The sequence below is a fragment of the Rhodococcus sp. IEGM 1406 genome, assembly GCF_030056745.1.
GTDB lineage: Bacteria > Actinomycetota > Actinomycetes > Mycobacteriales > Mycobacteriaceae > Rhodococcus_F > Rhodococcus_F erythropolis.
Map to the genome: position 1 here is coordinate 1,354,104 of NZ_JASHKO010000001.1, position 12,400 is coordinate 1,366,503.

Annotated in this window: 14 protein-coding genes and 1 riboswitch; of the genes, 6 read left to right on the plus strand and 8 right to left on the minus strand. The window is 63.3% G+C overall.

Annotation, left to right across the window (positions count from 1 at the left end; genetic code table 11):
* Window positions 1-82 precede the first annotated feature (82 nt).
* Window positions 83-394, plus strand: coding sequence for a hypothetical protein (locus tag QM596_RS06540; RefSeq protein WP_097387007.1), 312 nt, complete (start codon window positions 83-85; stop codon window positions 392-394).
* A 54-nt stretch (window positions 395-448) separates the two neighbouring features.
* Window positions 449-1,099, plus strand: a complete 651-nt coding sequence (locus tag QM596_RS06545; RefSeq protein ID WP_283308417.1) for a TetR/AcrR family transcriptional regulator — start codon at window positions 449-451, stop codon at window positions 1,097-1,099.
* Between the two features lie 425 nt (window positions 1,100-1,524).
* Here QM596_RS06545 and QM596_RS06550 read toward each other — a convergent pair whose 3' ends face one another.
* Together QM596_RS06550 and QM596_RS06555 are read right to left on the minus strand one after the other, a co-directional pair.
* Window positions 1,525-1,650: a hypothetical protein gene (locus tag QM596_RS06550; protein ID WP_019744941.1), complete on the minus strand. Its 126-nt coding sequence runs from the start codon at window positions 1,648-1,650 to the stop codon at window positions 1,525-1,527.
* Between the two features lie 87 nt (window positions 1,651-1,737).
* Complete coding sequence (locus QM596_RS06555; protein WP_020908802.1) at window positions 1,738-4,062, minus strand: helicase-associated domain-containing protein; 2,325 nt, start codon at window positions 4,060-4,062, stop codon at window positions 1,738-1,740.
* Window positions 4,063-4,122: 60 nt separating this feature from the next.
* Here QM596_RS06555 and QM596_RS06560 point away from each other — a divergent pair, with 60 nt between their 5' ends.
* On the plus strand, window positions 4,123-4,311 hold the full coding sequence (locus QM596_RS06560) for a hypothetical protein (RefSeq protein WP_019744939.1): 189 nt from the start codon (window positions 4,123-4,125) through the stop codon (window positions 4,309-4,311).
* 83 nt (window positions 4,312-4,394) lie between these two features.
* Here QM596_RS06560 and QM596_RS06565 read toward each other — a convergent pair whose 3' ends face one another.
* Window positions 4,395-4,958: a transglycosylase family protein gene (locus QM596_RS06565; protein ID WP_019744938.1), complete on the minus strand. Its 564-nt coding sequence runs from the start codon at window positions 4,956-4,958 to the stop codon at window positions 4,395-4,397.
* An 8-nt stretch (window positions 4,959-4,966) separates the two neighbouring features.
* Window positions 4,967-5,176, minus strand: a riboswitch (cyclic di-AMP (ydaO/yuaA leader).
* A gap of 394 nt (window positions 5,177-5,570) precedes the next feature.
* Between QM596_RS06565 and QM596_RS06570 the strand changes: the two genes are divergently transcribed.
* Window positions 5,571-6,968: a YncE family protein gene (locus tag QM596_RS06570; protein WP_283308418.1), complete on the plus strand. Its 1,398-nt coding sequence runs from the start codon at window positions 5,571-5,573 to the stop codon at window positions 6,966-6,968.
* 95 nt (window positions 6,969-7,063) lie between these two features.
* Here QM596_RS06570 and QM596_RS06575 read toward each other — a convergent pair whose 3' ends face one another.
* Window positions 7,064-7,453 carry a YccF domain-containing protein gene (locus QM596_RS06575; RefSeq protein WP_003939919.1) on the minus strand — a complete coding sequence of 130 codons (390 nt, stop codon included), beginning with the start codon at window positions 7,451-7,453 and terminating at the stop codon, window positions 7,064-7,066.
* A gap of 33 nt (window positions 7,454-7,486) precedes the next feature.
* A complete protein-coding gene (locus tag QM596_RS06580; RefSeq protein WP_003940194.1) occupies window positions 7,487-7,714 on the minus strand; it encodes a hypothetical protein in 228 nt (75 codons plus the stop codon).
* Between the two features lie 215 nt (window positions 7,715-7,929).
* Here QM596_RS06580 and QM596_RS06585 point away from each other — a divergent pair, with 215 nt between their 5' ends.
* Window positions 7,930-8,343: a cold-shock protein gene (locus QM596_RS06585; RefSeq protein WP_007733502.1), complete on the plus strand. Its 414-nt coding sequence runs from the start codon at window positions 7,930-7,932 to the stop codon at window positions 8,341-8,343.
* Window positions 8,344-8,431: 88 nt separating this feature from the next.
* Here QM596_RS06585 and QM596_RS06590 read toward each other — a convergent pair whose 3' ends face one another.
* From QM596_RS06590 to QM596_RS06600, 3 genes are all read right to left on the minus strand, one after another.
* Window positions 8,432-8,926 carry a DUF2771 domain-containing protein gene (locus QM596_RS06590; RefSeq protein ID WP_261779136.1) on the minus strand — a complete coding sequence of 165 codons (495 nt, stop codon included), beginning with the start codon at window positions 8,924-8,926 and terminating at the stop codon, window positions 8,432-8,434.
* Window positions 8,926-10,620 carry an MFS transporter gene (locus QM596_RS06595; protein ID WP_030244200.1) on the minus strand — a complete coding sequence of 565 codons (1,695 nt, stop codon included), beginning with the start codon at window positions 10,618-10,620 and terminating at the stop codon, window positions 8,926-8,928. Before QM596_RS06595 ends, QM596_RS06590 begins: the two co-directional genes overlap by 1 nt.
* 69 nt (window positions 10,621-10,689) lie before the next feature.
* Window positions 10,690-11,520, minus strand: coding sequence for a glutaminyl-peptide cyclotransferase (locus tag QM596_RS06600; protein WP_279217682.1), 831 nt, complete (start codon window positions 11,518-11,520; stop codon window positions 10,690-10,692).
* Window positions 11,521-11,558: 38 nt separating this feature from the next.
* Here QM596_RS06600 and QM596_RS06605 point away from each other — a divergent pair, with 38 nt between their 5' ends.
* The gene (locus QM596_RS06605) at window positions 11,559-12,380 is read left to right on the plus strand and encodes a DUF3027 domain-containing protein (protein ID WP_019744932.1); all 822 of its coding nucleotides are present in this window, start codon (window positions 11,559-11,561) and stop codon (window positions 12,378-12,380) included.
* The last annotated feature ends 20 nt before the right edge of the window (window positions 12,381-12,400 follow it).

Consider the following 12,400-nt stretch of genomic DNA (forward strand, 5'->3'; position numbering starts at 1 on the left):
ATCTGGCGCAGTCATGTCGTCTAAGGTTGTTCCAAGTCGATCAACTGAACCAGGCATTTTGAGAAGGAGCGTTGAAGAGGTCATGCGACTGGACGTCACAATCACCCCCACCTCCTCGACCGTCGAACTGAACGGGGTCGACGACTTCACCAGTCTCTCGGTCGTCGTAGGCGGCGACGATCAATCCGAGACTCTGAGTCGGGCATTGGAACCATGGGGGGAACTCGAGGACGATCATGTCTGGCTCGACATTGCTCACCTGGAACAAGCCGTCGCGGCCCAGGTCGGAAACGCGCAGTGGAGGCAGAAGTTCTCCGCGATGGTGGACTACGCACGCGCCCACGGCTGGGTCGATCGCGACAACAGGGTGCGAGCACACCGTGAATCACTCTGACTCCGCGGTCAGCGCTTCGGAGAAGTTCGGCGAGCCCGTGCGAAGCTCGTTCGTATGACCGACTCCCGGCAGAACCGTCAAGGCGACGTGACACGTCTGCGTTTGCTCAAAACTGCTGAACGGCTTTTCGCGACAGAGGGATTGGATGCAGTTTCGCTGCGCGCGGTCAACGCGGCGGCCGGTCTCGGACCGTCGTCCGTCCACTACCATTTCGGCACCAAGGAGGATCTGGTCGCCGCGGTGCTGTTGGACATGGGAACGTCGGTGCGAGATCAGATCAGCGCGAACGTGGACGCCCTAGCCGCCGACAAGGAGCCGCCGACGGTCGAAGCGTTGGTGCGGGCGGTCACGGCGCCATACAAGACACTGCTTCTTCGCCATCGCACGCGGGGAATGCGATGGATCAGAATCGTCACGCAGATTTCGCAGCCGCAGATGTCACGACCGGGCCATCCAGCCCTCGAGGCGACCGAGCTGCACCTTCGTGATCATCTTCTCGACCAGGTCCGTCGTACCTTTCCTGCTACCGATCTCGAAAGGCTCGAGACTCGCTGGGCGGTTGCCTTGATGGGCTTCCTCCAGGCGTTGAGCCGAGCGGACGATTGGAGCGGAAGCAGCAAGCCGCTCGCGCCGGAGCGACTTGCCGACTTCTACGAGGACCAGGTCGTCTTTCTGGTGGGTGGAGTGCGGCAGTTATTGGGATGAGCGCCTAATTGATGCGCCTCCTATTTCTGCGCGACCACTGACTTCCGCATTTCCATTACATGAGTAATAGCTTCGGAAATTCCGGATCTATAGCCGATATTCTTTTCGGAATCACCCGGAGTGGAATCAAGCTCCGATTCGAGTCTCGTTTGAATACGGTCCAGGGTGTGGATTGTTCTTTTCACGATGGTTGATTCTCTTTCTGCGGTAAATCCGAAAGAAGTATTCCGGATTGCCGAGCGTGTTCGTCGAGGACACACAGTGATGCCAGGGTCATGCCCGCTGCGTAGCCGCGCGAGCGTGCATCAGTTCCTCGACTACGTGACTTGAACAGGTTGAATGTTTCGTGCAGGTGCACGAGGGTGTCGGTGGAGGCAGGCATTGGTCAGCTTCGCAGTCAGCTCGTCTTCCTCTGGACTGTGCTGTCAGCTCCGCTTCCGCTTACGAATGAACTCGGAAGACTCCGTAGTTTTCGCCCGCTTTTCCGCGCGGCGTTCCTTGATCGACTGAGCGGGTTTCTTCATGTTCTTTCCCGGCGCCTTGTCAGCCATTGTCGCTCCTCATTTTTCGAAGTGGCAATCACAAACTGACCTCGACCATACTTCATTTACAGAAAAAAGCCAGTTGCTTCTTTTCTGCTACTTTTTTCCGGAGTCGACGGGGCTGACGGAAGTAATGCGGTGCAACGTGAAACGGCGTACGGCACCACTTGCCGGGTCGAAGGCGTCCAGCTGTCCGCCGCCCACGCTGACGGGGTCGACGATGCGATGAGTCGCTACCCCCTGAGCGTCGACATAGCCGATGTTGACGCTCGAATTGTCCCGGGCCGCTGTGGCCAGTAACGCGATGGTGGCGGCATTGTTCTCCCTCGAACCGTCCGTCCGGACACCACCACGGCCCGGGGCGGAAGCGCGGTCGCCTGCTCGCATCGTGCGGACCAACGACGCCAATTGATCCGCCGACGGGCTCGCGGGCATTCGCGAGGCCGGTCGGCTGCGACGGTTCGGTACCCGCGCCCCGCGTGGGCGGAGATCGACCAACGTGCCCGAGGAGTCCTCACCTGCCGGCGCGAATCCGGCTGCGCGCAGCTCGGCCAGGACCTCGCGCAGTGGGGCCTGCGAAATCGCGACTGTGGGAGCCAAGGCGCGCAATGCCAGGGGCTCCGCCACCGCCGAAGCGAGGACCTCCGCCAGCAGTGATGCGTCCTCACATCGAATGAACGACGCCGCCACTCCGGCACGCAGTCGCCCGTGTCGACGGGCGACATCGTCGATCAGATACGAAAGTGATTGGGGAACAGGCGTCTTCGATTTCGAGGCGAACATCGCATGCAGTTCGGTGGCCGTCAGACCGGCGTCGAGCGCACGCCGCACGCTGTCCTCGCTGATGCGGTACATGGACGCCGATCCTGCCGACTCGATGTCCGCGACCAGGCTCACCTGCTCGAGCAGGTCCGGTACGAGCGGGCCGGGCGCAACCAGAGTCAGATCTGCCTGGACCAGGATGTAGTCGATGGGCTCGGGTAGGGCGGACTGCATTTCGGCTTCGGCGTCCCCGCCGTGCAGCAAAGCTCGTCCAGGTGACGACAACGCGCCGCGGGCCACCAGCCCGAGCGCGGCGGCCTCGTCCAGAGTCCGCTCGATTGCGAACGTCCGTAGGCGCCCACTCCATCGCGGGCGTCGCCACGCCAGTAGTCGACTTACCTCGACGGCCGATGCAGTCTGGCCACTGTCGAGTTCGGAGAGCAGCCCCAAAATGGCCTGGCGATCGCGCGGAGCCGCCGGGGCCCGGCCTTCCTCGGACAGCGCCGCGATGGGCTTGTCGGTGGAATCCCTCAGCCCGATCATCCACGGAACTCGCGGTACGTCGACCCAGGCGGACGCCAGCACCTCCCACCGACGAGCTGTGGACGCGTTGAGCCAGCCGTCGACGGCGAGTGTGGGCGTCCAGTATTCGTCCGCGTTGTCCGAGACCGGCGCCGGGTCGGGCGTTCCACTGGCGATGAGTCCGGCTGCCGAGAGCAATTCGACGAGCAGGCTCACTCGCGCTTCGTCGAGATCGGCCGTCTTGGCCACGCGTCGTAGTTCTCGAACACCGAGTCCACCGGCTCGCAGTGCTGGGGCCGGTGCTGCGCCCAGAACAGCGATCACGCTCTCGCATTGGCGTACCAACTCGAGCGCCTCGCCGGCCGCTGCGGCGTTCACGTCCGCGGGTTTGAGTTTGTCGCCCCCGATGACGGGTGCGGTCAGCGTCGTCGGATCGAAAACCGGCTCGCCGCGGATGACCTGACGAACCGTCGCCGGAAGCTCGACGGTCTGCTCGTCGAGCCACCGCAGCAAGCCGGCCGCCAGCAGTCGCTGAACCGGGCGCTCAGGCGGCGTTCCGGGGGCGGCGTCGCGGGTGCGACCGATCGGGCTGGAGTTGGCGAGAGTCTCGAGGAGATCCCGCTCACGGGTGTCCAGAGCGTCGAGGGCTGCCGAGATCTCGGTCTCGGTCATCGCCTCGGCAGGTTCGAGGGCTCGCCCCACACGCCACGGAATCATCCCGATGACTGCCGGGACGACGCTGATGGGATCGACACCCCAGACGAGGGCGGACTCACGCATCTTCGACAGTGACTTGTCGACGGCCTTCTTGGTGACCTTGCCCTTGCCGGTCAGGGCGCGTTCGGCGATTGCACTGTTGAGCTCCGCCCGCGTCATCGGAGTTTCCTCGGCGCCAGCCAGTGCCAACAATTCGAGAAGACCGAAATCGAGGGTGTCGAGTTCGTCCGCCGCTCGGCTGACCGACGCGCGTTGCTGCGCCCGACCACTGAGAACCACCATCGTGCTCGGCGGCGGTACGGCCAGATCGGGGCGCAGACGCAGCAACTCCGTCAACTCGGCGTCACTGCGCGCCGAGAGCCAATCGGTCAGACTTTCGGCTGCGGAACTGCCCGCCGGGGTGCCACGTGTTTCGGTCATCAGGTATCAGATTAGAGACCTGGTCTGTACGGCGTAACGGCGTCCTGTCAAAATGACTTCGTGGCCAACAATTCGAAGCAACACTATGTAGATCCAGGATGGCCGGAAACTGCAGACGGAGATCACGCAGTGACCGAATTGTCATCGACCCGCGCAGGTGGACTTTCACCCTTCGGCGAGGACACCACCTTTCCGGTTCCGGTGGAGTCACTTCCTTACGTACACCCGCACACCGTCATCAACCGATAACAACTCGACACGAAGAAGGCCCGCACCGATTCGGTGCGGGCCTTCTTGATGTTCGAGCGTCCGAGCGGACAGTCTTACCGGTGTTACTTGAGGAACGTCTTCGCGGTGTCGGCGACTGCGAGGATCTGCGGGTCGACCGGGATGCCGTTGGCCTTGGCGAACGCGATTGCCTGATCGATGGCGTCAGCGACCGGGTGTGCAACGGTCTGAGCGACCTGCTGTGCCGGAGCCGGAGCTGCCTGAGGAGCCGTGGTGGCCGGAGCGGAACGCTCGGTGGCGCCGCTGCTCAGTCCGAGGCTGGAGGAGCAGGACGGCCATGCGCCCCAACCCTGGTTTGCGAGAACACGCTCGGCAACAACGATCTGCTGCTCGCGGGTGGCCTGGTTTGCGGTGGCTGCGTACTGTCCGCCGCCGTGTGCGTTCCACGTGCTGGGGGAGAACTGCAGTCCGCCCTGGTAACCGTTGCCGGTGTTGATGGCCCAGTTTCCGCCGGCCTCACACTGGGCGAGACGATCCCAGTCGGAGTCGGGGGCAGCGCTTGCGGTTCCGGTGGCTGCAATTCCTGCTACGCCCATGATGGCGCCGGTGACGGCGACCTTGGCGACAGTGCGACCGGTGGTGGTGGGCTTGCGATGGCGTCCGCTCATGATGGTCGAAATCCTCTCCACACGCGCCTGCGAGGTCAGCTGTCGGGTTCGGGCTGAGAGGTCGCCCGGCCTCGCCTTTCCTGGCTGGAAAGGGTCTGGCTTCACCCCAAGATTCGGTCTTGCGATCGAACCGGTGTCCACTGGAGAACTTTTCTGTTCTCACAGAGGACTTTGGGTCCCCCGTCCTCGTCCCTGGAATGCTCTGTCGGAAGTCCGGTACCCGCGGGACAAGGCTTGGCGCGGCGGGCCGGAGGTGGCCGAGTTTCCCGGCCGAAAACGACGGTAACGGCTCGAGTCTCTCGTGTCACCATTTGATAACGCGGCGTGGCGAAGGACGTACAACGCGTCACACAAAGCGCAGGAGACTCTTCCCAGGTAGGTGGGGGTGCCTGAGTGAATGTCCGGTTGTGTCCGTTCCGTTATCCATCCGTAATGTGAGCAAGGTCACACGTTATGTGGAAATGGAATTCCGGCCGAGTGAGAGGTGCGCCGATCCAGGTCGAAGATGTGTCCTGTGTCTCAACATCGAGATTGAAACTTAGGTTAGGTTTGCCTGACTTGCCCCGAATGGGCAGGGTTCGCAGAGTCTTCCAAAGAAGTAGGGCACCCCTCATGAAACTGCAATACCGTCGGCGTGCGGTCACCGCGTCACTCGCCGTCGCCGCTGCTGCTGTCGGCCTGGCCGTCACTGCTCCCGCTGCACACGCCTCACCCGAGGATCCGACACACGGTGTTGTCGGAAGCTATTCCGCAACCCAGCCCGGCGACATCGTCGTCGACTCGGCAACCCACCGCGGATACATCACGCAGTACGGCGGACCGACCAGCTCGTTGTCCGTCGTCGACACGAATACCGGCAAGTCCGTCGGCACCATCGACGGTGTCGTCGGTTACCCGTCGGCACTTGCCGTGGACTCGGACCTCGGACGCGCATACGTGTCCTCCTCCTACGGCGGCGCGATCTCGATTGTCGACACGAAGACCGGCAAGGTCGAAAAGACGGTCACGCTGAGCGAGAAGAACCCCGACGGCTCGCGGCCGCAGATCAACGATGTCGTCGTCGACCCCACAACGCACCGCGCGTACTTCTCGGACTACAAGTCCGGCAACATCCGAGTCGTCGACCCCAACGCCGCCGACGCCGTGTCGAGCATTCTGGTCGACAAGTCGGCAACGCCGACCAAGCTCGCCTTCGACAGTGTCCGCGGCTTCCTCTACATCGCGGACACCAACTTCTTCGACGAGAATTACGGCCGCACGCTGTGGCAGGCGGACGTACGCAAGGGCGGAGCACTCAAGTCGATCGTGCGTGCCGACAACCTCTACCCGGTCGACGTCGATGTCGACACGAACACCGGCAACATCTACATGACCGACACCCGGGCAACCAACCTGTGGGCGATCACCCCGGCCGGCGCGGTTCTGTCGAAGACCACGCTGTCTCCGACCGCGATTCCCAACGGCGTGGTCGTCGACGCTGCTGCAGGCATTGCATATGTCGCGGACGTCATGAACGGACACCTGTGGTCGGTCGATCTGACGACCCGCGCCACCACCGCTCTGACCGATACCAAGATTCCGGCACTGGAGAAGGTCAAAAACCTCGCGCTCGACACCTCGACCGGCGCCATCGCGTCGACGACCAACGGGGGCAAGGTGACCGTCGTTGCTGCGTACCCGCTACCCGCGACCGTCGAACTGCCTGCCGCTCAGGTCGGTAAGGCGTATTCGCAGAAGCTCACTGCCGCTGATACCCGGGCAGCCTTTGCGCTCACCAACGGCACTCTGCCCGGCGGACTGTCCCTCGCACAGGACGGCACCATCTCGGGAACCCCCACGGCTGTCGGCAGCGTCACGGTCGAGATCACTGCGAAGAGCGTGCTTTCGCGGGTTTCGAGTGTGACCATCGTGGTCTCCGAGGGTCCGGTCGGCCCCGTTGATCCGGGCAACCCGGGAACGGGTACCGGTTCGCTCGGTAACCTCCCCGGACTCGGTAGCCTCGGCCGCTGATCCGACCTGATACGAGAGAACCCGACCACAGCACCTGCAGTGGTCGGGTTCTTCTGTCTCCGGGCCCGCTTACGCGTAATTCACCCGGTCCACGGCTATGCGTAATTGACGCGGTCCACGTCGACGATCTCCTTGCCGAGCGGCATCAGCGAGATCGGAATCATCTTCAGGTTCGCGACCGCGAGCGGAATTCCGATGATCGTGATCGCCATCGCGACGGCGGTGACGATGTGTCCGATCGCCAACCAGATACCGGCGATGATCACCCAGATGACATTGCCGATCATCGAACCGACGCCAGCGGTCGGCTTGTCGACGACGGTCTTACCGAACGGCCACAGTGCGTAGATGCCGATGCGGAATGCCGCGATTCCGAAGGGAATCGTGATGATGAGGATGCAGCAGATGATGCCTGCGGCGAAGTAGCCCAACGCCAGCCAGAAGCCGCCGAACACCAGCCAGATCACGTTCAGGAGGATTCTCATGGTCAGTGACCTTTCGGTTGGAGGCGGGAGTGATCAGCGCACGCGTCGACCGGATCTGAGCGTGTAGACGATGGCCAGAAGGAAGCCGATCGGGCACGCGAGTGCCACCAGGTACAACGCCAGGCCGGGCGGGGTGTCGCTGAAGATGTGGACTGCGAAGATGGCCACGATCGCCAGGAATCCGACGATGAACAGTGCCATCGCCGTACGGAACAGACCGTTTCCGGTGCCGGAAGTGCGCGGGTTCGGTTGAGGGTCCACACCTACGAGGATAGTGCCTGTAAACCTGGGTGCCGACCCGGGTTCGTCACAGGTAGACTGTTAACAGACTGCGCGCCCCGCTGAAGCAAGTGTGGGGCGCGTTCTTTTGCATTCTTCCACCGGAAGCGATGCGAGCAAGGCCATGAGGCTCTTCCGAGAGCCTCCCGAGCACATTGGGGCAGATGCCCCAGTCGAGTGATGAGCAGGTGAACGCGGTGCCGACCGGCAAGGTGAAGTGGTACGACGTCGAAAAGGGTTTCGGCTTTCTGTCGCAGGAAGAGGGCGAGGACGTCTACGTCCGTGCTTCCGCTCTCCCCGAGGGCGTCGAAGGCTTGAAGGCCGGCCAGCGCGTCGAGTTCGGCATGGCTGCGGGCCGCCGCGGTCCGCAGGCGCTGAGCCTGAAGGTGCTGGAGCCGGCGCCGTCGTTGCGGGGCGCTACGGCGACGCGTCGTGAGCCCGTCGAGCGTAAGCACACCCCTGACCAGCTGCACGGCATGGTCGAGGACATGATCACGTTGCTCGAGGCGAAGGTCCAGCCGGATCTGCGCAACGGCAAGTACCCGGACCGCAAGACCGCTCAGCGGATCTCCGAGGTCGTCCGAGCCGTCGCTCGCGAGCTCGATACCTGATCGCTCGATTCGAGCTGCCGTACACGGCTTCGAAACAAAATGCCCTGCACACCAATCGGTGTGCAGGGCATTTTCGTTCTTCCGGGGATCAGGCGGTCTTGATCGACCAGATCAGTAGTCCCTGTTCGCTTCCCTCACCGACGGCGAGGTGGATTTCGACGCCGACGAGTTGCTTGACGGGATCGCTCGAAGATTCGACCGTCACTGCCAGGGCCTCGCCGGGCTCGAAGACTCGGGGTTCGCCGGTCTGGTTGCCGTCGGCATCCTCGTAGACCGCCAGCATGGCCCACTGCGCATCGGAGACGTCCGTCGACAACGACAGCTGCAGCGGGTAGCCCGCGGGAACGTCGAGGGCATAGATGTCGCCCACCTGGGCGCACTGGGACAGATCGATGGTGCAGAACCCGGCAGGGTTCGTCTCGATCGTCTTGCCGTGTGCGTATGCAGTGATGACCGGCAGCTTTTCGGGGTCGTCGTTGATGTTCTTGATGATCACGAAAAGAACGGAGACGTAAGCAACTAGTGCCACCACCATCAGGACACTGATCGCTGCCACGATCTTCTTTGTTCTCGAGCGCATCATCACTGCGGAGTACTTCCTTGTCCTCGGTTGGATTTACCGGTGTAAATCACTTCGGTCACTTCTTGTTCGGCCAGATCGGGTCGCTTCCCGCCTAGGCCGGGCAGGAGGCTGCTTCCTCGGTAGCTCAGGAAGGTCTGTAGAAGCCCGATCGTCAGGAACACCGATACAACAGTGAACCCGATCCAGTATTCGGTCGGAAGCAGAACCCCCAATGCGCCGCCGAGAACCCAGCTCAACTGCAGAACCGTCTCGGATCTGCCGAATCCGGACGCGATCGATTCCTCGGGCAGGTCGTGCTGGAGTGACGCGTCGAGTGAGACCTTGGCGAGTGCGCTGGCGGCGGAGGCTACGAGTGTGGCCAGCGCAGCGGTCATCAGGTTGTCCGTCAGCGCTGCGATCACCGCGATGATCCAGACCGACGCAGTGCACCGGAGCACGATCAGTGCGGGCCGGCCGAGCTTGAGGCGCGCACCCGTGGCATTTCCGGCGAAGTTTCCCAGACCGGCCGCTGCGCCGACCAGGCCGAGCATCATGGCTTGCTGGAGCGGCTCGTGATCGGTGCGTGATTTGGCGACGAACGCGATGTAGAGCGTCAGGAAGCCGGTGAGCACCCGAATGGTGCCGTTGCCCCAGAGTCCGATGATCACGGCGCGTCCGAGAGGCTGTCTGACCTTGGCCGGTTTCGCGTTCGGCTGTGGTGGGGCGCTGCCGGCGTGGTGCGCCTCGTCCGGGTGGTAGGTGATGGTCGCGGGAACCTCACCCTCGGTGACTTCGACCCACGACGGGATTCGCATGCTCAGATATGCGCCGAAGACGGTGACGGCGACGGCGAACCACAAGGCTCCGGTGGAACCGAAAGCGAGCGCGAGCGCACCCGCGACGGCGCCGGCGCCGATCGTTCCGCCGATCAACCCGAAGACCGTCAGACGCGAATTGACGCGCACCAGGTCTATTTCCGGTGGTAGGACGCGTGGTGTCACCGCACTCTTGAGTACCGAGAACGATTTACTGAGCACCATCATGCCGAGCGCGGCCGGATAGAGGATCCAACTGTCGAAGTTGAAGACCAGGATCACTGCGAGGAGCGTCCGGATTCCGAACGACGACGCGAGTGCGATGCGGCGGCCGCGCTGCAACCGGTCGAGCATCGGACCGATGAGCGGTGCGATGACCGCGAACGGTGCGATCGTGATCAGGAGATAGAGCGCGACCTTGGTCTTGTCCTCACCCGTCGCAGCCGAGAAGAACAGCGTGTTGGCCAGAGCGACGGAGATCGCGGCGTCGGTGGCGTTGTTCGTCATCACCGCGTAGGTGAGAGCGGTCAGACCGGACTTGTCCGCGCCGTCGGCCTTCGCTGCGCGCTGGAAGGTCGCGATGCCCTTGTTCGTCAGTTCGCGGCTGCGCATCGCTGCGACGCGGGTGACGGTGAGCTTGCGAGGCATCGGGGGAGCCTTGGGGGCGTCCGCACCCGGTGCCTTCGAACCGGACGCGGAATCCGAGTCTCCCCGTGATTCGGGGATCGGGTGCAGCGGCGGCAAAGGCGTGCGACGCGCAGCGGGGCGAGCCGAAGGCGGGTAGTTGTCCGGGCGGGCCGCGGGTGGGTAATTGTCGTAACCGGGGTGCACCTGTTGCCCCTCCGGCTCGTCGTGGATTCGCCGAGTTTCGGGGTCGTAGGGTTCGCGCGGTCCGGTCACCACTCAATTCTGTCCTAGTGTCGGCGCGGCTACCACGCACACCCCTGCGAGTCCTGTGTCATGTCGGACTCAGTTAACAAAACGGACTTCGAACATCTGCGGCCAATACTTGCCGGTGAGCAGGAATCGATCGGTACCGGGAATCTGCGCGATGCCGTTGAGAACGTCGACGGTGCTGGTCGATCCATCCGTGACGAGTTCTTCGCGTAGCGCCGATGCGTCGTACACGTTCGTGACGGTGCCGTCCGACGGGTCGATTCGGACGACGGTGTCGGTGGTCCAGACATTGGCGTAGACGGAGCCGTCTTCGGCGCATTCCAGTTCGTTCAATTTGCCGACGGACTCCGAAGATCTGGTGACGTCGATCGTGGAGATCGGCGCGAAGGTTTCGGGATCGCGAAAGGTCAACGTGGCCGAACCGTCGCTGGAGACCAGCCGATCCCCGAGCGAACAGATTCCCCATCCCTCGGTGTCGAGTGGGAACCGCCCACGTTCGGTCAAGGTGTCCTTGTCACGGGCGATGGCGACGCCGTCTTTCCAGGTGAGTTGCCACAGTGTGTCTCCGGCGACCGTGATGCCCTCACCGAACAACGGCGGGTCGAGATCTGCACGCGCAACTTCCGGTCCCGAAGCGGGGGACTGCTCGTCGGAGATCTCGCTCGAGCGCACCCAGGACTGCCCGACGCGTCCGGTGCTTTCGTACAACCGGTTTCCGTCGATCTCGAGGCCCTGCGTGAACGCGTCGGGATCGTGCGCGGACACTCGAACGATCTCGACGGAGCCGGTTTCGGACGTGAGGTTGTCGGGAGCACCGGGGGAATCGGAGCACCCCGCCAGGGCCGACGCGATCACGGCGACCACTGCAAAAGTGCGCACGGAATTGGCGTGTGACCTACTCATCTGCCCAGCATGGCAGCCCAGTGCGTTGCGGACTTGCGGTGGTGCGGCAAACTGGAGGAGTGAGTGTTGCTACTTCTCCAGAGCGTGCAGTGCCGCGCCCAGTACTGGCCGATGCGGTCGAGCTTGCCCGAACGGCAGTCGTCGACCTGCATGAAGGCGGTGTGGGGGCATACCTCGGCGTGACGTCGGAGGACGAATTTGCCGCCACCCATCGATTTGCAGCAGACATTCCCGGATACCGCGGTTGGCAGTGGGCGGTTGTCGTCGCTGCCGGACCGGAGGACACCCGCGCAACTGTCAGTGAGTTGGCGCTGCTGCCGGGTCCCGACGCGTTGGTTGCGCCGGAATGGCTGCCATGGGATCAGCGGATTCGTCCCGGCGATCTCTCCGTCGGTGACCTACTCGCCCCGCCGGCCGAGGATCCTCGGCTCGTTCCCGGCTACGTCGCCACCGGTGACCCGGAAGTCGACGAGGTAGCTCTCGAAATCGGGCTCGGCCGCAAACAGGTCATGAGCCTCGAGGGCCGACTCGATGCCGCGCAGCGTTGGTTCGACGGTGACTTCGGCCCGGAGTCGGAGATGGCCAAGGCTGCCCCGTCGACGTGTGGGCTGTGTGGATTCTTCCTTCCACTCGCAGGTTCGCTGCACGCAGCGTTCGGCGTGTGCGGCAACGAACTCTCCGCAGACGGCCGGGTGGTCAGCGTGTCCTACGGCTGTGGCGCACATTCGGACACCAGCTTGCCGCTCGGTGCGGGCTCGCCGCAGTTCGACGCATTCGACGACGGAGCAGTCGAGCTGATTGCGGTGCCCGCTCGCCCGTCGAGCGTTGTTGCAGTTGAGGATTCGGTATCCACCGAGTAGAAGATCCGTTCGGCACGGAC

Excerpts from the sequence above, each read along its gene's own strand:
- QM596_RS06590 (WP_261779136.1), bottom strand. The coding sequence starts at position 8,926 with ATGATGCGCTCGAGAACAAAGAAGATCGTGGCAGCGATCAGTGTCCTG.
- QM596_RS06545 (WP_283308417.1), top strand. The coding sequence starts at position 449 with ATGACCGACTCCCGGCAGAACCGTCAAGGCGACGTGACACGTCTGCGT.
- QM596_RS06550 (WP_019744941.1), bottom strand. The coding sequence starts at position 1,650 with ATGGCTGACAAGGCGCCGGGAAAGAACATGAAGAAACCCGCTCAGTCG.
- QM596_RS06600 (WP_279217682.1), bottom strand. The coding sequence starts at position 11,520 with ATGAGTAGGTCACACGCCAATTCCGTGCGCACTTTTGCAGTGGTCGCC.
- QM596_RS06555 (WP_020908802.1), bottom strand. The coding sequence starts at position 4,062 with ATGACCGAAACACGTGGCACCCCGGCGGGCAGTTCCGCAGCCGAAAGT.
- QM596_RS06570 (WP_283308418.1), top strand. The coding sequence starts at position 5,571 with ATGAAACTGCAATACCGTCGGCGTGCGGTCACCGCGTCACTCGCCGTC.
- QM596_RS06565 (WP_019744938.1), bottom strand. The coding sequence starts at position 4,958 with ATGAGCGGACGCCATCGCAAGCCCACCACCACCGGTCGCACTGTCGCC.
- QM596_RS06575 (WP_003939919.1), bottom strand. The coding sequence starts at position 7,453 with ATGAGAATCCTCCTGAACGTGATCTGGCTGGTGTTCGGCGGCTTCTGG.
- QM596_RS06540 (WP_097387007.1), top strand. The coding sequence starts at position 83 with ATGCGACTGGACGTCACAATCACCCCCACCTCCTCGACCGTCGAACTG.